Annotated in this window: 25 protein-coding genes; 7 read left to right on the top strand and 18 right to left on the bottom strand. The window is 40.9% G+C overall.

Features of this window, described 5'->3' with window-relative positions; genetic code table 11:
• Positions 1–6: 6 nt before the first annotated feature.
• Complete coding sequence (locus AB685_RS00640; RefSeq protein WP_047968633.1) at positions 7–1,785, bottom strand: S9 family peptidase; 1,779 nt, start codon at positions 1,783–1,785, stop codon at positions 7–9.
• Positions 1,786–1,941: 156 nt separating this feature from the next.
• Here AB685_RS00640 and AB685_RS00635 point away from each other — a divergent pair, with 156 nt between their 5' ends.
• Positions 1,942–3,129 carry a CapA family protein gene (locus AB685_RS00635; RefSeq protein ID WP_047968632.1) on the top strand — a complete coding sequence of 396 codons (1,188 nt, stop codon included), beginning with the start codon at positions 1,942–1,944 and terminating at the stop codon, positions 3,127–3,129.
• Between the two features lie 275 nt (positions 3,130–3,404).
• The gene (locus tag AB685_RS00630; RefSeq protein ID WP_047968631.1) at positions 3,405–3,692 is read left to right on the top strand and encodes a HesB/YadR/YfhF family protein; all 288 of its coding nucleotides are present in this window, start codon (positions 3,405–3,407) and stop codon (positions 3,690–3,692) included.
• A gap of 38 nt (positions 3,693–3,730) precedes the next feature.
• Here the strand turns inward: AB685_RS00630 and AB685_RS00625 are convergent, their stop codons facing one another.
• The 5 genes from AB685_RS00625 to AB685_RS29995 all read right to left on the bottom strand — a co-directional run bounded on the left by AB685_RS00625 (position 3,731) and on the right by AB685_RS29995 (position 5,541).
• Positions 3,731–4,036: a hypothetical protein gene (locus AB685_RS00625; RefSeq protein WP_047968630.1), complete on the bottom strand. Its 306-nt coding sequence runs from the start codon at positions 4,034–4,036 to the stop codon at positions 3,731–3,733.
• 3 nt (positions 4,037–4,039) lie between these two features.
• Complete coding sequence (locus AB685_RS00620; RefSeq protein WP_047968629.1) at positions 4,040–4,465, bottom strand: thioesterase family protein; 426 nt, start codon at positions 4,463–4,465, stop codon at positions 4,040–4,042.
• A 395-nt stretch (positions 4,466–4,860) separates the two neighbouring features.
• A complete protein-coding gene (gene tlp / locus AB685_RS00615; protein WP_047968628.1) occupies positions 4,861–5,103 on the bottom strand; it encodes a small acid-soluble spore protein Tlp in 243 nt (80 codons plus the stop codon).
• 92 nt (positions 5,104–5,195) lie between these two features.
• Positions 5,196–5,339 carry an acid-soluble spore protein N gene (locus AB685_RS00610; protein WP_010193544.1) on the bottom strand — a complete coding sequence of 48 codons (144 nt, stop codon included), beginning with the start codon at positions 5,337–5,339 and terminating at the stop codon, positions 5,196–5,198.
• 67 nt (positions 5,340–5,406) lie between these two features.
• Positions 5,407–5,541 carry an FbpB family small basic protein gene (locus tag AB685_RS29995; protein ID WP_082153446.1) on the bottom strand — a complete coding sequence of 45 codons (135 nt, stop codon included), beginning with the start codon at positions 5,539–5,541 and terminating at the stop codon, positions 5,407–5,409.
• 276 nt (positions 5,542–5,817) lie between these two features.
• On the opposite strand from AB685_RS29995, the gene AB685_RS00605 reads away from it, so the two are divergent.
• Together AB685_RS00605 and AB685_RS00600 are read left to right on the top strand one after the other, a co-directional pair.
• Positions 5,818–6,276, top strand: a complete 459-nt coding sequence (locus tag AB685_RS00605) for a DinB family protein (RefSeq protein ID WP_053073682.1) — start codon at positions 5,818–5,820, stop codon at positions 6,274–6,276.
• Positions 6,277–6,290: 14 nt separating this feature from the next.
• Positions 6,291–6,986 (top strand): DUF1287 domain-containing protein, encoded by a 696-nt coding sequence (locus tag AB685_RS00600; RefSeq protein ID WP_047968627.1) that lies wholly within the window; start codon positions 6,291–6,293, stop codon positions 6,984–6,986.
• Between the two features lie 36 nt (positions 6,987–7,022).
• Here the strand turns inward: AB685_RS00600 and AB685_RS00595 are convergent, their stop codons facing one another.
• The 3 genes from AB685_RS00595 to acnA form a co-directional block, all read right to left on the bottom strand.
• The gene (locus AB685_RS00595) at positions 7,023–7,529 is read right to left on the bottom strand and encodes a TlpA disulfide reductase family protein (protein ID WP_047968626.1); all 507 of its coding nucleotides are present in this window, start codon (positions 7,527–7,529) and stop codon (positions 7,023–7,025) included.
• 15 nt (positions 7,530–7,544) lie between these two features.
• A complete protein-coding gene (locus AB685_RS00590; RefSeq protein ID WP_047968625.1) occupies positions 7,545–7,949 on the bottom strand; it encodes a hypothetical protein in 405 nt (134 codons plus the stop codon).
• Positions 7,950–8,089: 140 nt separating this feature from the next.
• A complete protein-coding gene (acnA, locus tag AB685_RS00585; RefSeq protein WP_047968624.1) occupies positions 8,090–10,795 on the bottom strand; it encodes an aconitate hydratase AcnA in 2,706 nt (901 codons plus the stop codon).
• 293 nt (positions 10,796–11,088) lie between these two features.
• On the opposite strand from acnA, the gene sspO reads away from it, so the two are divergent.
• Positions 11,089–11,238 (top strand): small acid-soluble spore protein O, encoded by a 150-nt coding sequence (gene sspO / locus AB685_RS00580; protein WP_047968623.1) that lies wholly within the window; start codon positions 11,089–11,091, stop codon positions 11,236–11,238.
• On the opposite strand, the gene AB685_RS31610 is transcribed toward sspO, so the two are convergent.
• The gene (locus AB685_RS31610; RefSeq protein ID WP_128755777.1) at positions 11,232–11,510 is read right to left on the bottom strand and encodes a hypothetical protein; all 279 of its coding nucleotides are present in this window, start codon (positions 11,508–11,510) and stop codon (positions 11,232–11,234) included. The two genes, sspO and AB685_RS31610, sit on opposite strands and share 7 nt — an antisense overlap.
• 230 nt (positions 11,511–11,740) lie before the next feature.
• Entirely contained in the window at positions 11,741–12,007 is a 267-nt protein-coding gene (locus AB685_RS00570; RefSeq protein ID WP_047968621.1) for a hypothetical protein, read from the bottom strand.
• Between the two features lie 134 nt (positions 12,008–12,141).
• Between AB685_RS00570 and AB685_RS00565 the strand changes: the two genes are divergently transcribed.
• Complete coding sequence (locus tag AB685_RS00565; protein ID WP_010193529.1) at positions 12,142–12,285, top strand: small acid-soluble spore protein P; 144 nt, start codon at positions 12,142–12,144, stop codon at positions 12,283–12,285.
• Here AB685_RS00565 and selA read toward each other — a convergent pair.
• Both selA and AB685_RS29990 read right to left on the bottom strand, forming a co-directional pair.
• Positions 12,269–13,675 (bottom strand): L-seryl-tRNA(Sec) selenium transferase, encoded by a 1,407-nt coding sequence (selA, locus tag AB685_RS00560; RefSeq protein WP_347230855.1) that lies wholly within the window; start codon positions 13,673–13,675, stop codon positions 12,269–12,271. The two genes, AB685_RS00565 and selA, sit on opposite strands and share 17 nt — an antisense overlap.
• A gap of 80 nt (positions 13,676–13,755) precedes the next feature.
• Positions 13,756–13,995, bottom strand: coding sequence for an Rdx family protein (locus AB685_RS29990; RefSeq protein WP_082153445.1), 240 nt, complete (start codon positions 13,993–13,995; stop codon positions 13,756–13,758).
• A gap of 158 nt (positions 13,996–14,153) precedes the next feature.
• Here AB685_RS29990 and selD point away from each other — a divergent pair, with 158 nt between their 5' ends.
• Entirely contained in the window at positions 14,154–15,227 is a 1,074-nt protein-coding gene (gene selD / locus AB685_RS00555) for a selenide, water dikinase SelD (protein WP_241773220.1), read from the top strand.
• Between the two features lie 26 nt (positions 15,228–15,253).
• On the opposite strand, the gene selB is transcribed toward selD, so the two are convergent.
• From selB to AB685_RS00535, 5 genes are all read right to left on the bottom strand, one after another.
• Entirely contained in the window at positions 15,254–17,143 is a 1,890-nt protein-coding gene (gene selB, locus AB685_RS00550) for a selenocysteine-specific translation elongation factor (protein WP_347230854.1), read from the bottom strand.
• The gene (locus AB685_RS00545) at positions 17,127–17,420 is read right to left on the bottom strand and encodes a spore germination protein (protein ID WP_241773219.1); all 294 of its coding nucleotides are present in this window, start codon (positions 17,418–17,420) and stop codon (positions 17,127–17,129) included. Before AB685_RS00545 ends, selB begins: the two co-directional genes overlap by 17 nt.
• 3 nt (positions 17,421–17,423) lie before the next feature.
• Positions 17,424–17,918, bottom strand: coding sequence for a hypothetical protein (locus AB685_RS00540; protein WP_047968619.1), 495 nt, complete (start codon positions 17,916–17,918; stop codon positions 17,424–17,426).
• A gap of 169 nt (positions 17,919–18,087) precedes the next feature.
• Positions 18,088–18,267, bottom strand: coding sequence for a hypothetical protein (locus tag AB685_RS31155; RefSeq protein WP_198530435.1), 180 nt, complete (start codon positions 18,265–18,267; stop codon positions 18,088–18,090).
• A 518-nt stretch (positions 18,268–18,785) separates the two neighbouring features.
• Entirely contained in the window at positions 18,786–19,496 is a 711-nt protein-coding gene (locus AB685_RS00535; RefSeq protein WP_053073681.1) for a hypothetical protein, read from the bottom strand.
• Between the last annotated feature and the right edge of the window lie 21 nt (positions 19,497–19,517).

The raw sequence follows: 19,517 nt of genomic DNA, 5'->3' as shown, positions 1-19,517 counted from the left end.
AATGTCCTACATATGCTTTTCAAGGAAGGTTAATATCGCTTTGAATACTTTTATTTCATTTTCCTTTTTGGAGAAGCCGTGACCTTCATCGTCCAGAACAAGATATTCTACATCTCTCCCTTTTTCTTTAAGGGCTTCAACAATCTGATCGGATTCCTTTTTGACCACTCGAGGGTCGTTGGCACCTTGGATGATCAGCATCGGCTTTGTCATCGTATCAAGATAAGTAATAGGAGAATCGGTTGTTAACCTTTCCTTGTCTTCCACAGGATCCCCTACCCATTGCTTCATCACTGGCTTCCAGTGATCCGGTACGGAATCAATGAAGGAGAACAGGTTGCTTACTCCGAAAATATCGATGACCGCTTTAAAATATTCAGGATGACGTCCGTGAAGCAGCAAAGCCATATAACCGCCATAGCTACCTCCCATCAGGAAAATCTTATCTCTGTCCGCGTATCCTTTTTCAATTAGCCATTCGATTCCATGAATGTTATCAAGGCGTGGTCCATGCCCCCAATCCCCTTCCACCATTTTCATATAGGCCAATCCGTAGTTGGATGACCCGCGAAAGTTCGGAGCAAAGATGCTATAACCCCTGTTCACAAGGAATTGGAAGTACGAGCGGAAAAACTTGCGTTCGGATGCCTGAGGTCCACCGTGTGGCCAAAGCACCACATGTCCGTTAGATACCTCTTCTTTCGCTTTGAAGAATAGTGCTTCTATTTCCAGACCATCAAACGATGGATAACTTAGAATCTCCGGTTCAGAAAGATCCTCATCACCTACAGCAGGTACACGGTTATTAGTTAATGCAAGCCAGTAGTCCCCCTCCAATTTATAAATGTTGGCAGGCTTGGAAGCTGTTTTTCCCAGTAGATAGACCGACCCACTTTTCCCGATCACCATTTTATCAATGATGGAAACCGGAATGGTCACCTCGTTCCACTCTTTTCTCTCTAGGCAGTAGCTGAAAAGTTTATCTTCCACCCCTTGAGAGGAAACGAGATACAATTGATTCCCTTTTTTGTCGAGGTACATGTTGGTAAAATGCATATCAACATCGGAAATCTTGGTAAACTCTTTTGTTACCATATCAAAATGCGCAAGATAACCATTGTCTTCCCCGTAATCTGTTACAAGATAAATCGAGGCAGAATCGGTGAAAAGTGCACTATCAACGGTGTGCTGTTTATCTGTTTCAGGGGTCAATCGTGTCGATTCCCCATTCTGTACCAAATAGGCCAACGTATGGGTATTGGCAAACTGCTTAAGCGTGATAAAGCTTTCTTCATCTCCTGAGACATCAATCAAATAGGTGGACGCTTCCGCTCCCTCCACCAACAAACGCTCCTTCTTCGTTTCAATGTCATAGCAATAGCAGTTCAAGTACGTTTTGTTCCCTTTAGTACTGGTAAAGTAAATCCTCTTCCCATCCTTCGAGAACTTCGGGAACATATGGCGGTGTTCCTCATCCACCCTCACATCCTGCAATTCACCTCCGCGATTAGGCAGCGCATAGAACTGGGTCAGCTCATTCCCATCGTGGTCAAAGCTTGCCAATATGTACTTTCCATCCGGATCGTATTTCAGGCCATGGCAGCTCTGATTGTTAAATGTAAGTGGATACGGATATTGGTTTGGAAGATCCATTGCCCAAACGTTATAGTGTCCGGTCAGATTTGTACTATAAACCAATTGCTTTTCATCAGGACTTAAGGTGAAATCCTCAATGTTAAAGACTTTGAAAAATTGTTCTACTTCAGGTTTTTTAAAAGAAAGCAAATTGTTTCCTCCTTATCATTATGTATATCTCCTACTATTTCGAGAACAAAAACAAAAAACCCTTTATTTTTTGAACATTCGACATACTTCGATGAAATCCGCAAAAGCTTTGTATTATCTTGAAAGAGTAAATATATAAATGAGGGGTCTAATAATATGAATACTAAATCAAAGTTTTTATTACCGATTATCATTATACTAGCTTTAGCTACGATTTTTTCACTACTGACCTTCAATCATTTCGAAGGGTTTATGGCGAGTGAGAAACATGAGGAGTTTACAGCAACCGACATCAAAAACCATAAGTCAAAAGGGCTTGTAAAGACAGAAAAAGCTTTTCGAACGGAAGCAACCATCTCAGCTGTTGGAGATTTGCTTATCCATAGTACTGTCTATAATGCAGCCAAAACTGGGGAAAGCACGTATAATTTCAACCCCATGCTTGAGCGTGTAAAGTCCTATCTTCAAGAAACCGACATTTCCATCGCAAATCAAGAAACCATCATCGGAGGAACAGAAATCGGTTTATCCAACTATCCAAGCTTTAACAGTCCCTTTGAAGTGGCTGATGCACTTCAGGAAGCTGGTGTGGATATCGTCAGTATTGCCAACAACCATACATTGGACCGTGGCGAAAAGGCGATTATGAACGCCATCAATCATTATGAGACCATCGGAATGGAATATGTCGGCGGTTATAAGAGTATGGAGGATAAAGCAAGGCTACGTACTATTTCCAAGAATGGCATTGAATTCTCTTTCTTGTCCTATACATATGGGACTAATGGGATTCCTATTCCGGAAGGGAAGGAGTTCTTTGTAAACCTGATTGATCGTGAGGCAATAAAAAAAGATGTGGAGGAGGCCAAACAAAATTCTGATGTCGTTGTGGTTGCCATGCACTGGGGTGTAGAGTATATTCTTTACCCTAACGCGGAACAGGAAGAACTTGCAGACTTCCTGGCCGAAATTGGGGTAGACATCGTTATCGGCCACCACCCTCATGTACTCCAGCCGATGAAGTTCATGGATAGACCGGATGGTGGGAAAATGTTTGTCGTCTACTCTCTGGGGAATTTTCTTTCTGGACAAAAGGATGACTATAAAGATATTGGTGGTATCCTGCAACTTCATATAGAGAAATTCGTGGATGGTAAGGAAAAGAAAATCGACATTAAAGTGGATAATTTCATACCCACATATGTTTCACAGGTTGATCCGAACAGATACCATGTAGTCCCGTTAAAAGACGCGGCATCTTTTGGGTACCCGCAGGCAGTAGCTAAAAACGATGAAATGATGAATCATATGTATCAATGGTTAGAGGAAGATGAAATGAATTAACTAATCAAGAAAGCATCAATCCTAGCAACTGGATCGATGCTTTTGTTTATGTAGTCCATGGACTCTTTTTTCTTAACAACAAAAGAATGGAATCGTCCCTTTTGATGAAACATATGGTATATTCAACACCTTTTCTACAAGTGGTTTCGTTTGGTTGCATTTGTGGAATTCAGTTATAATAGGGTTGTATATACATATTGCGTTCAAGCGGAAGCATCATTCCTTTTTTCAAAGGTAACGTAATACAATCGATGAGATAAAAAGGAGTTGATAAAATGAATATTTCCATGTCAGATCAAGCATTTGAATGGTATAAAAAAGAACTGCATTTAGAAAAGGACGACAACATTAGGTTCCACGTACGCTATGGTGGTTGCAGTACGGTTCAGAAAGGCTTTTCATTAGGAATTGTAAAAGAAGATCCCGACCAACCTGCTGCAACAATAGAGAAAGATGGCATCATCTTCTTTGTGGAAGAAAAGGAAGCATGGTACTTTGACGGACATGATCTCCATATCAAATTCGACGAAGAACTAAACGAACCGAAATTTGATTACGAATAAACATAAATAAGAATTAGGGCATATAAAGTCCTAATTCTTTATTTTTGTTCGAAAAAACGTTTTATCTGTTCCCATTGCCCTTCTCTTTTCAAGATTTCCAGCTGAGTATTCCCGATAAGATCGAAATGTGGAAACTGATCCCTCTTATGTATCCATTGTTCCTTCAACCCATACTGCCTGCCCCAGTCCATAAGCTTCCCTACATCACAGCAACCTGCCTTTGTAACAGTTGTAATGCCTTCAAAACGAGGATGGATCCAATAGTGGGTAATGAATGCAATTTCACCGTTTTTTACTTTATCTTTCCATTCCTGAAGTTCTCCACGCTTGATTCCAAACGCCATGTTTTATTCCCCTTGCTTTTTCGCATTTTCGTAAGCAGTATGCCACTCCGGATATTTTTTTCGAATAATGATCGGTTTGAAATTTTCCTTCTTGACGCAAACATGTGAGGAGCTTCCCAATAAAGCCACTTCCTCATCAGGTGTTAGAATTTTATAGCCGTAGACGACCCGAAAGCCATCATATGTTTCAATCCATGTATGGATGGTTGCCACTTCCCCGTAGCGAAGAGGCTTTTTATATGTAACATTTATATCAATGACAGGTGATATGATTCCATCCTGCTCCATCTGCGCATAGGAAAACCCTAAATCCTTAATCAGCTGTGTTCGCCCAAGTTCCATCCACACGAGATAGTTTGCATGGTAGACGACTCCCATCTGATCTGTCTCTGCGTATCGAACTTCTATTTCTTTTTTAGATACTAGCATCTCTTCTCCCCCATTATCTTGGATATATCTAATTATGATAACACAAAAGAATATTTTCCCACATAAAAAAGCCTGTCAAAAAGGGATACCTCTGAAAAGGTACTTAATTTTAAGTTTTGGGTAAACACCGCTGGTGATTTCCGCAAATGGCTTCGCTTTCCGCGGGGCGACCTTGAGCCTCCTCGGCTGTGGGGTCTCAAGATTGTCGCTACTCTTCCGCAGGACAAGAAAGTCTACGACAGCGATACATCGCACGCAGAAAATGCTCGCATTTTCAAGGAGTCTACGCCATTTGCTCCAATCCACAGCTAGATACCACAAAAACTATACGTTATCGGTTTTTCAGTGGCATCCAAAAAAGCGGGCACAGTTTATATGCCCGCCTTTTTTGCCATTTACTTATTACCGTTTTCGCGATGGCTGGCTTCGTCTTTGATTTCAGCCCTGAAAGCGGCAATGCTTTCCTCACGACGGTGGTTTTTTGCTTCAATGCGAGCTCTTTCCTCATCATTGGCAAATTGCATGGAATCATGTGCTTCCTCAATATTTTCAATTGTATTCTGCACCATGCTTTGTAGCTTCTCTACATTGTCACTGCGATCATCCGGGTTTGCACGATGTTGGTTGTTTTGGTCCATAACAAAACGCCTCCCTTTATCGAATGAAAAGTTACTACAAACTTTATTCTTTACTACGTTTGCTTCCTTAACACTTGAAATAGTTGGATGAATCATTCACCCTTAGTTTGAATTACTTGAGCGTGTTTGCCGGATGTATCCTGCATCTGCTTGCCTTTGTTTCCTCCAGCTTCTTGTGGCTGTGTACCAATATGGTTTGGCATAAAATGCTTTCTGCTTCCTTTTGGATTACTCATTAAAACATCCCTCCTACCTTTACTATCTCAAGGTGGAGGGATATTCATAACAAGAAATATTTGAAAGTTATTCTGCCGCTTTATTTAACATCTTTTCTTCCAAGCGATCTTCAATTTTACGTAGCGCTTCTTCGTCTTTTAACAAAAGCTGCTTATTTTCCAATACAAGCTCTTCAAAAGAACGTTTACGGATTCTTCTCATTGTCTCACCTACTTATATATTATTGTAATAGTATTAATGTCCAAAATACTCTAAAATTATGATAAGTTTCTGACGATTTAATTAGAATTTCATGAAAATTAAAAAATGAGGGAATCAAAGAACGTTGTAGAAGATTGTACATTATCTGTATTACCGATTTTTGAATATTCAAAACTGGAATATATAACCTTGTAACGAGAATGTATGTTCTTGTCCATTCGAAATAATTAAGGTATAATAAAAGGTGAGAATATTCCAAAAAGTGAGGGTTACATTATGTCATTGTCAACATCAGCTTATAAAAATTATGAAAACAATATGCATTTCTTTCGTTCATTTACAGCTAAAGATGAAGCAGAATTAATCATTCCGATTACAAATGGTAAATGGTCTGTTAAAGAAATCATCGGACATATTTATTACTGGGATATCTATCTATTGGAGAATATGATACCTGAAATGAAAGATAACGGTGTTTTACCGGATTTCCCTAACCATGATGAATATAACGAAAAAGCCATCCGTACTATAGAGAGATTTACGAACACCCATGGACTTATAGAGGAATTTGTCATCACAAGGAAGAAATTAATAAACAAGATGGAGAATCTGAACCAAGGAGTAAGCTTCACCATTGGACACGGAAAGCGCAAATTCACACCAGAATCTTTTCTGAAAATGTTTGTTGATCACGATAAACACCATATGGAACAGATAAAAAACCGAGCTATATAATCTGGAGGTGAAAAATGAAAAAGAAAACCTGGCTGTTTATTATCGGAGTCTTAACTTTCCTTATTTGCTTTTCTTTAATATTTAGGGATGGAATAATCCTAGACTATTTAGGGATTAATGTGCCTCTGCCTTTCACTAAAACATTGGAGGTTCCTTCTATTGTATCTGAGATTGATCAAAACAATAATGGGATCCCAGATCATCTCGATATTGTTTTCACTGCGAGAAAAGAAGTGGACCAGCGTACGACCTACAAAAGTGTGTATTATGATGGTGGCTATCCTCCTGATACAGAAGGGGTCTGTACGGATGTCGTCTGGCGTGGACTGATGGGAGCAGGAATAAATCTAAAGGACCTTATGGATGAGGACATTGGTGAAAACACTGAACTGTATCCAAGAGTTGCCGGTACACCTGACTCAAACATTGATTTTAGACGTGTACCTAATCAATCGGTTTTTTTCAAGCGATTTGCAGAACACCTGACAACAGAGATCATCAAAGGTGATATCGATAATTTACAACAATGGCAGCCTGGTGATATTGTAGTGTTTCTTGGTGGTGATTTCGATCATGTTGGAATAGTATCGGACAAACGTACAAAAGATGGCATCCCTTACCTCATTCACAATACATATCCATTTGCGTCCGAAATAAAGCTCACTTCCTTCACCTCCCCCATCACAGGCCATTATCGATGGAAATATTAAAAGGATTCCAAATCTATAGGAATCCTTTACATTGTATTAATTCATTTTTCCAATCTGTTCTTCCATCAACTCGTATGTCATCGGCCCAAGGTGCATATAGGAAATCACACCTTCAGAATCGATGAAGAAAGTAGAAGGCATCGTCATTACCTGGTAATGTCTGAAAACACCCTCTTCATCCAAAAGAATAGGAAAAGTGTACCCACCTTCTTCTACATACTCTCGAACCGTTTCAAGATCTGGCTCCCGGTCAGTCAAGTTTACAGCCAGCATGACGACATCCTCATTCTCCGTGTGATATTTCTGCATCTCTGGCATTTCTGCACGGCAAGGGCCACACCAAGTGGCCCAGAAATTCACAATTACTTTCTTACCTTCGAAGTCAGACAGCTGTGCGGTGCTTCCATCTAAGGTGTTCAGTTCAAAGTCCCTTGCCTTATCTCCAGGTTGCGTACCAACATCTGGATCTTTTCCCCCGAACACCTGGAATATAGCGTAGCCGCTTAAAGCTACAAGAAATACTATGGCAATTATTTTTTTCATCTTCTTTTCCCACCTTTATAAAATCGCTAATATCCCATAATAGCAAGTAATGACAATAAGAACACTTGGAACAATGATAATTGTTGAAGTTTTAATATGTATATTCGATTGATTTAGTTTCCAATATAAAAAAAGAATAGTAACTATGGTTGCAAGATAAACTCCCTTTGTTCCACCCGTAAAAAAAAGTAGTCCGTACGGATTTGTCCAAATAATGGACGGTCTGAAAATAATAATACTAAATTTAAATACGACTATCCACCATAACATACCGGATGTCAGATGATTCTCCACCGTTTTTAAAATATCAGGCTTGTTCCTAAGGTACATGGCAATATAAAGATATGCAAGCAAACACGAAAAAAGAAGAACAAGATATGACTTCTTTATAAGCAGTGGACCTAACTGGATGGCATCCATTTCATTCTCCTCAACTTAGTAATAACTCCATTTAATCATATATGTATGTAGATTGGTTTATTTCCTTTGTCTATTTTATAACATTTTTTAACTATTGAAAAAGCTGGCCTCATATTGAGACCAGCTTTTCATGCATTCAATTATGCTTTTAGCTTGTTGCGTAATACCATACGCAGGATTCCACCATGACGGTAGTAGTCGATTTCCACTTCGCTATCAAAACGAACAAGTGCTTCAAATTCTTTCTTGTTGCCTTCTTCGTCTGTAGCAGTAACTTTTACAAAGTCACGTGGTTTTACGGTTTCGTCAACATCAACTTGGAAAGTTTCTTTACCAGTCAAGCCAAGTACTTCCGCACTATCTCCTTCTTTGAACTGTAAAGGTAGTACTCCCATCAGAACCAGGTTACTACGGTGAATTCTTTCGAAGCTTTCCGCAATAACAGTTTTGATTCCTAGTAGGTTTGTTCCTTTTGCAGCCCAGTCACGGGAACTTCCCATCCCGTAGTCTTTACCGGCAATAACCATAAGTCCAGTGCCTTCTTCTTTGTACTTCATGCAAGCATCATAGATAGACATTACATCGCCAGTTGGCCAGTAAGTCGTCCATCCGCCTTCTGTACCTGGAGCGATCTGGTTACGGATACGGATGTTTGCAAAAGTACCGCGCATCATCACTTCATGGTTACCACGACGTGAACCATAAGAGTTAAACTCACGAGGTGTTACACCGTTCGCTTGTAGGTATTTACCTGCAGGCGTATCTTTTCCGATTGAACCAGCTGGGGAGATGTGGTCAGTTGTTACAGAGTCTGCAAACTTACCGACTACACGTAGAGCAGAAAGTGGCTCTACCGTTCCAGCTTCAGCAGTCAACCCTTCAAAGAATGGTGGGTTTTGAATGTATGTGGAATCATTATCCCATGAATACAATGCTTCATCAGAAGTCTGAATTTCATTCCAGCGCTTGTTGTCATCGAATACATGCTCATATTCTCTGCGGAATAGCTCTGGAGTTACAGTTGATTTAACTACTTCTTTTACTTCTGTCATGGAAGGCCAGATATCTTTAAAGAATACATCATTGCCGTCTTTGTCTTTTCCGATTACGTCGTTTTGAAGATCAACGTCCACATTACCAGCAAGTGCATATGCCACAACAAGTGGTGGAGATGCAAGGTAGTTACCTTTTACAAGTGGGTGGATACGTCCTTCAAAGTTACGGTTACCAGAAAGTACTGAAGTAACAAGCAAATCGTTTTCCGCTACCGCTTCTTCGATTTCGTCTGTTAATGGACCAGAGTTACCGATACAAGTCGCACAACCGTAACCTACGATGTTAAAGCCTAATTGATCAAGGTATGGTTGAAGTCCGGAGTCGTGAAGGTATCCTGTAACAACCTTGGAACCAGGAGCTAAAGATGTTTTCACGAAGCTTGGTACTTCCAAGCCAAGATCCACCGCTTTTTTCGCAACTAACCCAGCAGCAATCAATACGTATGGGTTGGATGTGTTCGTACAGGAAGTAATGGATGCAATCGCAATAGATCCTGTTTTCATTGTTGTTTTTTCACCGGAAGCCAATTTCACTTCCACTTCTTTACTGATATCAGTAGGAGTCAGGCCATAGCCTTGGTTTCCTTGTGGTGCAACTAACGCATTGCGGAATGTTTCCTGCATCATGGAAAGTGGCACAAGGTCCTGTGGACGTTTAGGTCCGGAAAGGTTTGGTTCGATTTCACCTAGGTCGATTTCCACTTCATCCGTGTAGATTGGATCAGCATCAGGGCTGAAGAACAATCCGTTTGCTTTGGAGTATGCTTCTACCAATTTGATTTGCTCTTCACTACGTCCAGTTAGACGCATGTAATCAAGAGACTCTTCATCAACCGGGAAGAATCCACAGGTTGCTCCATACTCAGGTGCCATGTTGGCAATGGTTGCACGGTCAGCAAGTGGCAACTCAGATACACCCGGTCCGAAGAACTCGACAAATTTACCAACAACACCATGCTTACGTAATACTTGTGTTACTTTTAACGCCAAGTCCGTAGCCGTTGTTCCGTTTGGTAAAGCGCCTGTCAATTTAACTCCAACTACCTCAGGAACCGGGAAGTATGAAGGTTGACCAAGCATTCCTGCTTCCGCTTCGATACCACCTACACCCCATCCAAGAACACCGATACCATTAATCATCGTTGTGTGGGAGTCTGTTCCAACAAGTGTATCAGGGAATGCAAGGTACTCGCCATTCTCTTCCACAGCGTGAACTACGTTCGCTAAATACTCCAAGTTTACTTGGTGAACGATACCCGTTGCCGGCGGAACCGCACGATAATTGTCAAAGGATTTCTTCGCCCAGCTTAGGAATTTGTAACGCTCTGCATTACGTTCGAACTCAAGCTTCATATTGTAGTCTAAGGAGTCAGCAGTACCAGCTTTATCAACCTGTACAGAGTGGTCGATAACAAGGTCAACTGGAATCTCAGGATTAATTTTCTGAGGATCTCCACCAACGTCAGCCATTGCTTTACGTAAAGAAGCAAGGTCAACTACCGCCGGAACTCCTGTGAAGTCTTGAAGAATAACACGGGAAGGCTTGAAAGGAACATCCACGTCCTTCTGCTCGTCTGTTCCCCATTTTACTAAGTTTTCAACGTGCTCTTTTGTGATAACACGCCCGTCTACTTGACGTAGTACTGATTCCAATAATACTTTAATGGAGTATGGTAATCGTGATACGTTACCAATGTTCGCTTTTTCAAGCGCTTGCAAAGAATAGTAATGATACGTTTTGCCATTCACATCAAAAGACGTGCGGGCATTAAAAACATCTTGCTTCGTCATATGTATTACCCCCTGCTACTCATAGTTTAATAGGACCTCGCTATGAACAATTAATAGGCATTGAAAAACAAGCTTTCTTGAAAAGGAAAGCGTTTGCGATTGTTTTTCTTTGAGACAATTTCGAGTTGTTTCTCTCACCGAATAGTCCTTACAATATTATCTTAATACAACATTTCTCATAAGTAAATATCAATAAAGTTATCATATCACATAAGTTACACTTATCTTTCATAATATTCCACAAATACATGTTGTTGAAACCTCCGGATAAGCTAAAAATGGAGGGGAACATAATGACAAAAAGAAAATCGAATCATGTCATCGAGGGCATGAACATTGCAAAAGCACAAGGAAGCGGCGCGGGGTACAATGAAGAGTTCGCCAATGAGCCTTTGACAGAAGCACAGAAGCAGAATAATAAGAAGCGCAAGAAAAATCAATAGTTACTTAACGATAAATCAACTCCAGTTTGTAGGGGTTGATTTTTATATACTAGCTGTTTTGCTATCTGGCAGAGGTTGACCAGGTGGAATTGATGCTGGATGGTTGCTGGGATTGCTTGTTTCGGCAAATGTCCGAAGTTTTTGGATTCTTGACCGAAGATTTCGTTAACTTGTCCGAAGTTTTTGCAAAGTTGTCCGAACCCTAAATTTAAATGTCCGAACACCCAGTAAAAGTTGTCCGAACCATCCAATACTTTGTCCGAAAGTCTCAAAATTCCAATGTTTCTTGACCGAAGAAAGAACAAAAGTGTCCGAAACACTTTTCCCTTCAAAAAAATGAGGGGATTTTTCTTAAAAAACAGCATTTCCCCCTCGGTTCCTTCCATAAACCAGTAAAGCCGATTCCGAACAACATCATCCCTCATCATACAATCCCACAAAAATACATAGCCACTCCCAAACCTAAATTACCGGTTCAAGACTGGCCAAACTACGACAATCCTTATTCCAGCGTATTTCCTTCGCCTTGCTGCATTAGCCGTTGCAAGTCCTGTTGGAACTGCATCAACTGTGGACGCTGTGTTTCAGATGCAACTTCAAGGGCATTATTAATTTGCTCCATCGCTTCGTTCACTTCGTTTTCCAATCGTTTGAAATCGTGACCGTAATTCGGGTCATTTCTCACAATCGCTTCGTACACATCTCTTGCCTGTTCTGTTCCTTGTTGTGCCGCCTGAAAAGCCTGCTGTTTGTCTTTATGATATGGCATATAGTTCGCTCCTTCAAATCAAAGTAAATAATAGCTCTACCTATACTGCCCGATTTAAAGAAAAATATACCTAAGACTGCCAAGCATAAACCTGTTCTTTTTTCAAAAACTAAAGGTAAAGGAGGAGATACACAATGAACAAAAACAGCCACAAGGATATGGTCAGAAACCAACCTAAAGATAATCAGTCAGGGCAACCAGCCCCTTTAAGCGGATCACATAAAGTGAAAAACCGTCAGCATACTCGTCAAAAGCATAATTCTAGTCACGATATGTAAGCTCTACATTACGAAATGCTTCGATAACCTTTGGGATCTCCCCTTGTGTAATCGTCCTGAAATCCAGAATAGCATGCTGATCCTGGAGACGGACTACCACACTGGGGGTTCCTTTTCTTAACTCATCTGCAAGTGTCTGTGCGGACAGATTACCCGAGTGTACCTTGATCGCATTAGATGGTAGTGTAACATCCGGCATAGTCCCACCACCTACCATGGAATCCACTTCCATGATCTCCCACTCAAATATCTCCAGATCCCTAATCGAATCGAGGAATTTGAGTGCTTTTTCTTTTATTTCTTCTACAGATAGTAGCATGTCCCTTACAGTCGGGATATCTTTTGCTTTGTTCACCGCATAGGCTTGTAGCGTCGCCTCAAGCGCAGCAAAGCTCATTTTATCGACTCTCAGCACCCTGGCAAGCTGGTGCTTTTTCAATTTATCGATAAATTCCTTTTTCCCTGCAATGATACCGGCCTGTGGACCACCCAACAGTTTATCACCGCTAAACGACACGATATCCACACCCGTCTTTAACACTTTCTGTACAACCGGCTCATCGCCAATCCCCACTTCCGTGAAATCGTAAAGAACACCGCTTCCCAAATCCTCATAGACGATTAGGTCTTCTCTTCCTTCTTTTAAGCCGACAAGCTGTTGCGTTGAAACAGATTGGGTAAAGCCTATTGTTTTAAAATTGCTTGTATGTACCTTGAGCACCATGGACGTCTCATCCGACAAAGCTTCGTGGTAATCTCTCATATGTGTTTTATTGGTGGTACCGACCTCCACAAGCTTAGCACCGCTCTCTTCCATGATCGAACTTATACGAAAAGAGCCTCCGATCTCCACTAGCTGGCCTCTTGAAACAATGACTTCTTTCCCTTTTCCAAACGTATTCAGGATAAGAAATACTGCAGCTGCGTTGTTGTTCACCACCATCGCGGCTTCGGCACCTGTCACCTCTTTAATTAAGCCCTCTACTATATCGTGCCTGGAGCCACGCTTGCCTGAAACAATATCAAATTCCAGATTGGAATAGTTGGAGGCGACTTCCACTACTCGGTCAATCGCCTCCCTACTGAGCCTCGACCGCCCAAGATTTGTATGTAATATAGTACCTGTGGCATTGATAACAGATAGAAGGCTGGGTTTACTTTTACTCTTCAAAACCTCTTCCGTTTCAAACCAGATTCTAGAATGAATACCAGTACCATCCATTTTACCCATTAAAATTTCTTTTCTTACGGTGTTTAAAGCTTCCCTTATTAATCCAGTCAGCATGGAATGTTCCATGTCATATCTCTTGCTTAATTGAAGAAATTTATGTTGTTTTTGCAATTCATGGATAGGGGGAATACCACGTAGTAGTTCATTAATATCATTCATTTTTTTCACCTTTTCCCTTGCGATCATGGCTCTATTATAGCTTATTTAAAAAGCAAAAGAGAAGGGTTTCCCCTCCTCTCTCACTTGCCTTCCAATTGTGCAATGATGTCTTCCGCTTTCGGAAAAACACCTGTTTCTTTTTTTGAATAGATCGTTTCTCCATTTACCGTCACTTCAAATTTTCCTCCAGAGCTTGGAATCAGCTCCATGGACGAGATATCAGTTCGGAAATGGCTGAAAAGTGATTCCGCGAAACTCGCGGCTTTTGGCGCGTAGTTTCACTGCATGCAAAATTCGATAGATACCTTGAAATTGCTCATGATTATTCCTCCTATGCAAGTTGTTCACTACGGTGACCAAGATTTTCCTCCCGGTCATTACTTCTATAATAGTACAACTTTTATCTTTTCGCAAAAATCCGAATCTTTCACACTGGAAAACGCTGATCAGGAGGAATATACTTATAAGAAAACAGGGGGTGGACCAAATGAGTGAACATGAAAAGATTCGTCTAACATCATTATCGACAAAAGCTGGCTGAGGATGCAAACTTGGTCCAAGTGACCTCGCGCAAGTTTTGCGTGATCTACCACCAAATAAACCAGATTCCAATCTTTTAGTCGGCTACAGCACTTCAGATGATGCTGGAGTGTATAAAATAACAGATGACATAGCCATGATTCAAACGCTCGATTACTTTACACCGGTTGTTGACGATCCATATATGTTTGGCCAGATCGCCGCCGCAAATGCACTAAGCGATGTTTACGCCATGGGAGGGACGCCGAAAACAGCCCTGAATATTGTCGGGTATCCAATTAAAAAATTGGGACCGCACATTCTCCAATCCATTCTTTCAGGAGCTATAGATAAAGTAAAAGAAGCAGATGCTGTCATTGTTGGAGGACACTCCATCGATGACCAAGAACCGAAATTCGGTTTATCCGTAACCGGCTTTGTCCATCCGGATAAGGTGTGGAGAAATATCGGTGCACGTCCGGGAGATGCACTGGTTTTAACAAAACCAATTGGAGTGGGAATTCTCACTACTGCTATCAAACGGGAAAAAGCTACAGTCGAACAGATATCACTCGTGACTGAGACCATGTCTGCCCTGAACAGAGATGCAGCAGAAGCCTTGCAGCCTTTCTCCCCAAGCGCCGTGACCGATGTTACCGGCTTTGGACTACTTGGCCATGCTAGTGAAATCGCTCGTGGAAGTGATGTCAGCTTATATATAGACCTGAAGGATGTTCCCGTTCTACCTGGAACATACGAGCTGGCGGAAGAGGGAATCATACCGGGTGGTTCAAAATCCAATCATCAATGGTTGGAAAATGATATCGAATACAATGATTCCGTGTCGATGCAAGAGCAGATGGTATTGTGTGATGCCATCACATCAGGTGGTTTACTGATTAGCATGTCTCATTCAGAAGCCCATCACTACATTTCCAAGCTGCAAGAGAAGAATGTGCAAGCTGCTATCATCGGATCTGTGACAGAAAAAAAGGGGAAATGGATTTATGTAAATAAAAACGGAGCCAGCTGAATTAATGGTAGCGGCTCCGTTTTTGTTCAAATCCAATAGCGTTTCGTATTCAACCTTTGAGTGATGCCTAAAGAATCTAATAGTTCCATAAACGGTATTAAATATTTGCGTGACATTCCAAGCTCGTCCTTTACCTGACCCAGCTCCAATTCCTGTGGAAATTTCTTTTTTAGTTTCCCTAGGGAATCCTCCACATTCTTGACACTGATCAGGTGCTTTTCATCCAATTCATACGCTTTATTCTCATTGATCAAATAATAGCGCAGTTCTAGAAGTTTTTTTTCAGGAAGCCCTGCCTCCCGTCCATACTCCATAAAAGACTTTGGTGTAAGACCATCACCCTCTAATCCTGACACAACCTGTTCCATTCTTTTTTTCCAAGCTTGGGGAAAATGAGGCGTAAACTCCACGCTATACAATAAGCTTTCTTTACGCTTGATTTTCTCTTTTTCTTGAAGGTGTTGAAGGGCATATACCACAAGTTCATTGTAAACAGATTTTGTCTGGCTCGATAGTATTTCTGCCTTTGATACACCAGCTTTCAAAGGGTGTGTCTGATGGAATTTCTTTATGTAAGTAGTTAATTGTTCAACAAGATCAAATACTATGTCAGAAGCAGCATATAGCTTATCAGTAACTTTAATAATTTCTCTATTTTCAATTAGTAATTCCGTTTCTTTACTCGTTAATCCTGTTTCTGCCTGTATGTTTTTGATTTCTAACAGACCATGCTTGGACAAAGTCTGTTTGACCCTTTCTTCCGGACTTCCTTCTTTTACTTTTTTAAGCCTATGTATTGTTTCGTTTCCGAATTTATATTTGGAGCCTTTCGCCTGGATAACCCATCCTCCACCAACCGTTTCCACTGGGGTTGGCCTTCTGATGATAAACTTGTCCCCTCGTTTTGCGGTAACCTCCTCTTCCAACCGGACCTGGCATAGCACTTCCTCGGAGGAATTCCCTTCATATTCATTACGGTCAAAGAATACAATTCTTCCTAATACTTCTGCTGTACCTATATGAACCTTCAATAAGCTTCTTTGCTTGATGGGATGTTGTAGTTTTTGTATGAACTGCAGGGTTACATCAATCGTATCGGTTGTTTCGTATGTATGTGAATGAACCAGTACATCACCACGTTTAATATCTGTTGTACTGACATTGGGAAGATTCACTGCCACCCGCTGACCAGCTTTTGCCTTTTGGACTTTTGCATTATGGACCTGTAGCTGCCTTGCTTTTACCAATACTCCGGAGGGAAGAATTTCAAGCTCTTCATCGTTTTGAATAACGCCTTCCATTATTGTCCCTCTGACCACGGTCCCTTGACCTTTAAGGGTGAAAACTTGGTCGATAGGCAGACGGAAACTACTGGTTTCGTGCTTTATTTGCAGGTTCTTCAACTCATTTGAAATGCCTTGCTTCAACTTAGCTATTCCGTCTTTTTTTATACTGTCAATGAAAAAGACTGGTGCATTCTTGAAAATGGTTCCCTCGAGCTCGTCCATTATTTCTTCTTCCACCAGCTCCAATAGTTCCTCTTCCACCCTATCTGTTTTGGTAATAGCGATGATTCCCTTTTGGATCTGCAAAAACTTCAATATCTCTAGATGCTCTTTCGTCTGAGGCATTACTCCTTCATCAGCAGCTACAACCAAAATCACCAGATCGATTCCAGATACGCCGGCGATCATTTGGCGAATAAACCGCTCATGTCCCGGAACATCAATAATGGACACAAGGGAGGCATCATCCATCTTTAAAGGGGCATACCCAAGTTCAATGGATATCTGTCTCTCTTTCTCTTCTTTTAACCTATCCGTATCCACTCCGGTCAGCGCTTTTGTCAGAGTGGTCTTTCCGTGATCGATATGTCCTGCCATTCCAATTGTAAAGTGCTTAGTCAAACCCCTCACCTATTTCGTCATTTATTTGAACTTTCTTTTTCCCACATACATTGACTACACTTATTTTTGTAAAAGTTTTGATGCATTGTCCAATGTTACCTGAACCGGACCCTGTAATACCTGTTTCTTCTGCTATCGGACTAGCTCTAAAGATGTTTCCGAAGTTTACCACTCCACCATTTACATTCTCGATTACCACTTTATTAATATAACAAGCCATTTCCGCCACTCCTTTTTCTGATAGCGTATGATAGCATGTTTGTGCTTGTATAGGTGGTCGCCCCATAGATTACTCCTTTTTATAGTACTGATCCAAGTATTGCTGCCAGTCTTCTTCAGTCCAGCCTTTATGTCTATGTTCTTGCAAAAAACCTTTTTTCCATTGCCTTTTGACATTTGCCACTTCATTGGCCTGGATACTACTTTGATTCAACGCCTTAGCACGAATATCATCCCAGTCAGGTTTACGATCGGCTGGGGGCTGAGAAAGAAACGGATCAAAAATCAGCTTTAACGTTATTAATAGTAGGATAAAGCAAAGCAGAAACTTTAAAAATGTATGTAAGGGTAAAAATAATATAATCAGCATACCAATCATCAGTAACATCCATAGCTTACCACTCAGCTTCTTTACAATTTTTCTCCGTACCTGGCTACTATTTTGGATTTGGGTGTGATACTTTTCCTCTATTTCACAATGCACACAATACGATTCGATTTTTTGGGATGTCCTGTGATAGCGCTCAACTAGCACCTTTTTATGTTTTGTACAATATAAATCCAAATTGTTCCTCCAATAATCCTGTCTTTACTCATAATTATACCAAGCATTTCGAAAAACATGAAATGTTTCATTGCCATAAAAACAAAAGAAGCGTCCCCATAGAGGAACGCTTCTCCCTTCTTGCTACTACATTATGTAGGGCTGCAAGATTGTCGGCTTTTGTGAAACATTAGAAATTAAGTTTCACTGGGTTCACAAGTGCTGGTAAAGATTCTGTTGCATCAGAAACATTTACTTCGATTACTTTGAAATCTGATACAAGGCTTTCAGATTTGTATTCAGCAAATTCAATTCTCTCTTTTAAAATAAATTCCTTCATTAGTACACTTCCTTTCCAAACTTTTATCACACAATGGAAAGTATATGCACATTTTTGAGGAATGTGACAGAAATTTAATAAATATGCTGTTTATTATAACAAACTAAACTATTATAAAAAAACCAGGAAAAACCGCCTGGTCCTTTTCAAGCTAAAAATCATTAGTTGTTTGGTTAACCCCGCTGTTCCTTTCCGCAAATAGCTCCGCTTATCCTAAGGGCGACCTTGAGCCTCCTCACTCCGTTGCGGGGTCTCAAGATTGTCGCTACTCCCCCGTAGGAGTCTACGCTATTTGCTCCAATCCACAGCTAGAAACTAAGATAGTTTTTAGTTATCCTTTCGGTGAATGAAACCACCTTGTTGATTGGAGTGGAAGGCGCGCAGACTCCCGCGGGAGGAAGGGACAGGGAAGACCCCGCAACGGAGTCAGGAGCTTGCGGACCGCCCGCAGGAAAGCGAAGCGCCTGAAACAGAATTCAACAGAATTATATACTTATTCTTAAAAAAAGACTCCTAGGGTTCTCAAAAACCCACAGGAGTCTAATTAATTATTCTAATTCATCATCTTCTTCAATTGCTTCGTCTTCTACAACGATTCGTACTGCAGATTGAAGCGCAGCATGCTCTTTCGCTTTTTCATTTGCCTTCTTGCTGCCGTTAGAATTTTGTTTATTCTCAAAAGATGGATTTACTTTTTCAGTTTCTGTTGTTTCCTCGGTAGCTTCTTCTGTAGTTTCTTCAGTTATTTCTTCTGTCGCTTCTTCCGTAGTTTCCTCTTCCTCTACTTCTTCGGCATTACCATGTACAGAAGCATTAGGGGCAGCATTCAGTTTCGCTTGTTCATTGGCTTTTTCACTTGCCATGGAACGACCCTTGCTTGCCTTTTGCTCCATTTTCTCCTCTTCAACCGCTTCTTCCGTTACAGGTTCTTCCTGAACTTCTTCGATAACCGGCTCTGCTTCTTTAGGCTCTTCTACTTTTTCTACATTGGAAAAATGTACAGCAGAGTTAGCAGATGCATTAGCTTTCGCCTGATCGCTAGCGTTTTCACTCGCTTTTGACTTTGCTTTGTTTTCAACAGAAGGATTCACTTTCTCTGCTTTTTCAGATTTCGCTTGAACTTCAACCTTCTGTGCTGCATTTGGCTTGTTCTCTTTTCCTGCAGCTTCACCCATTCCAACTCCGAATCCTAAAGAAAGTACACCTGCTAAAACTAAAGTTTTCACGACTGTTTTACCGTTAATAAAGTTGATTTTCATATTAAATTCGCTCCCTTTTTC

This window comes from Bacillus sp. LL01, from assembly GCF_001037965.1.
Note: the sequence above shows the minus strand (reverse complement) of the source record. Positions and strands in the feature narration are given on the sequence as shown.

What these genes read in the sequence shown, in the direction of transcription:
- AB685_RS00620 (WP_047968629.1), bottom strand. Translation starts at nt 4,465, where the DNA reads ATGCTAGTATCTAAAAAAGAAATAGAAGTTCGATACGCAGAGACAGAT.
- AB685_RS29995 (WP_082153446.1), bottom strand. Translation starts at nt 5,541, where the DNA reads ATGAGAAGAATCCGTAAACGTTCTTTTGAAGAGCTTGTATTGGAAAAT.
- AB685_RS00605 (WP_053073682.1), top strand. Translation starts at nt 5,818, where the DNA reads ATGTCATTGTCAACATCAGCTTATAAAAATTATGAAAACAATATGCAT.
- AB685_RS00565 (WP_010193529.1), top strand. Translation starts at nt 12,142, where the DNA reads ATGAACAAAAACAGCCACAAGGATATGGTCAGAAACCAACCTAAAGAT.
- AB685_RS00545 (WP_241773219.1), bottom strand. Translation starts at nt 17,420, where the DNA reads ATGGGGCGACCACCTATACAAGCACAAACATGCTATCATACGCTATCA.
- AB685_RS00630 (WP_047968631.1), top strand. Translation starts at nt 3,405, where the DNA reads ATGAATATTTCCATGTCAGATCAAGCATTTGAATGGTATAAAAAAGAA.
- selA (WP_347230855.1), bottom strand. Translation starts at nt 13,675, where the DNA reads ATGAATGATATTAATGAACTACTACGTGGTATTCCCCCTATCCATGAA.
- AB685_RS00590 (WP_047968625.1), bottom strand. Translation starts at nt 7,949, where the DNA reads ATGGATGCCATCCAGTTAGGTCCACTGCTTATAAAGAAGTCATATCTT.
- AB685_RS00600 (WP_047968627.1), top strand. Translation starts at nt 6,291, where the DNA reads ATGAAAAAGAAAACCTGGCTGTTTATTATCGGAGTCTTAACTTTCCTT.
- AB685_RS00635 (WP_047968632.1), top strand. Translation starts at nt 1,942, where the DNA reads ATGAATACTAAATCAAAGTTTTTATTACCGATTATCATTATACTAGCT.
- sspO (WP_047968623.1), top strand. Translation starts at nt 11,089, where the DNA reads ATGACAAAAAGAAAATCGAATCATGTCATCGAGGGCATGAACATTGCA.
- tlp (WP_047968628.1), bottom strand. Translation starts at nt 5,103, where the DNA reads ATGGACCAAAACAACCAACATCGTGCAAACCCGGATGATCGCAGTGAC.
- AB685_RS00570 (WP_047968621.1), bottom strand. Translation starts at nt 12,007, where the DNA reads ATGCCATATCATAAAGACAAACAGCAGGCTTTTCAGGCGGCACAACAA.
- AB685_RS00535 (WP_053073681.1), bottom strand. Translation starts at nt 19,496, where the DNA reads ATGAAAATCAACTTTATTAACGGTAAAACAGTCGTGAAAACTTTAGTT.
- acnA (WP_047968624.1), bottom strand. Translation starts at nt 10,795, where the DNA reads ATGACGAAGCAAGATGTTTTTAATGCCCGCACGTCTTTTGATGTGAAT.
- AB685_RS00610 (WP_010193544.1), bottom strand. Translation starts at nt 5,339, where the DNA reads ATGAGTAATCCAAAAGGAAGCAGAAAGCATTTTATGCCAAACCATATT.
- AB685_RS00595 (WP_047968626.1), bottom strand. Translation starts at nt 7,529, where the DNA reads ATGAAAAAAATAATTGCCATAGTATTTCTTGTAGCTTTAAGCGGCTAC.
- AB685_RS00625 (WP_047968630.1), bottom strand. Translation starts at nt 4,036, where the DNA reads ATGGCGTTTGGAATCAAGCGTGGAGAACTTCAGGAATGGAAAGATAAA.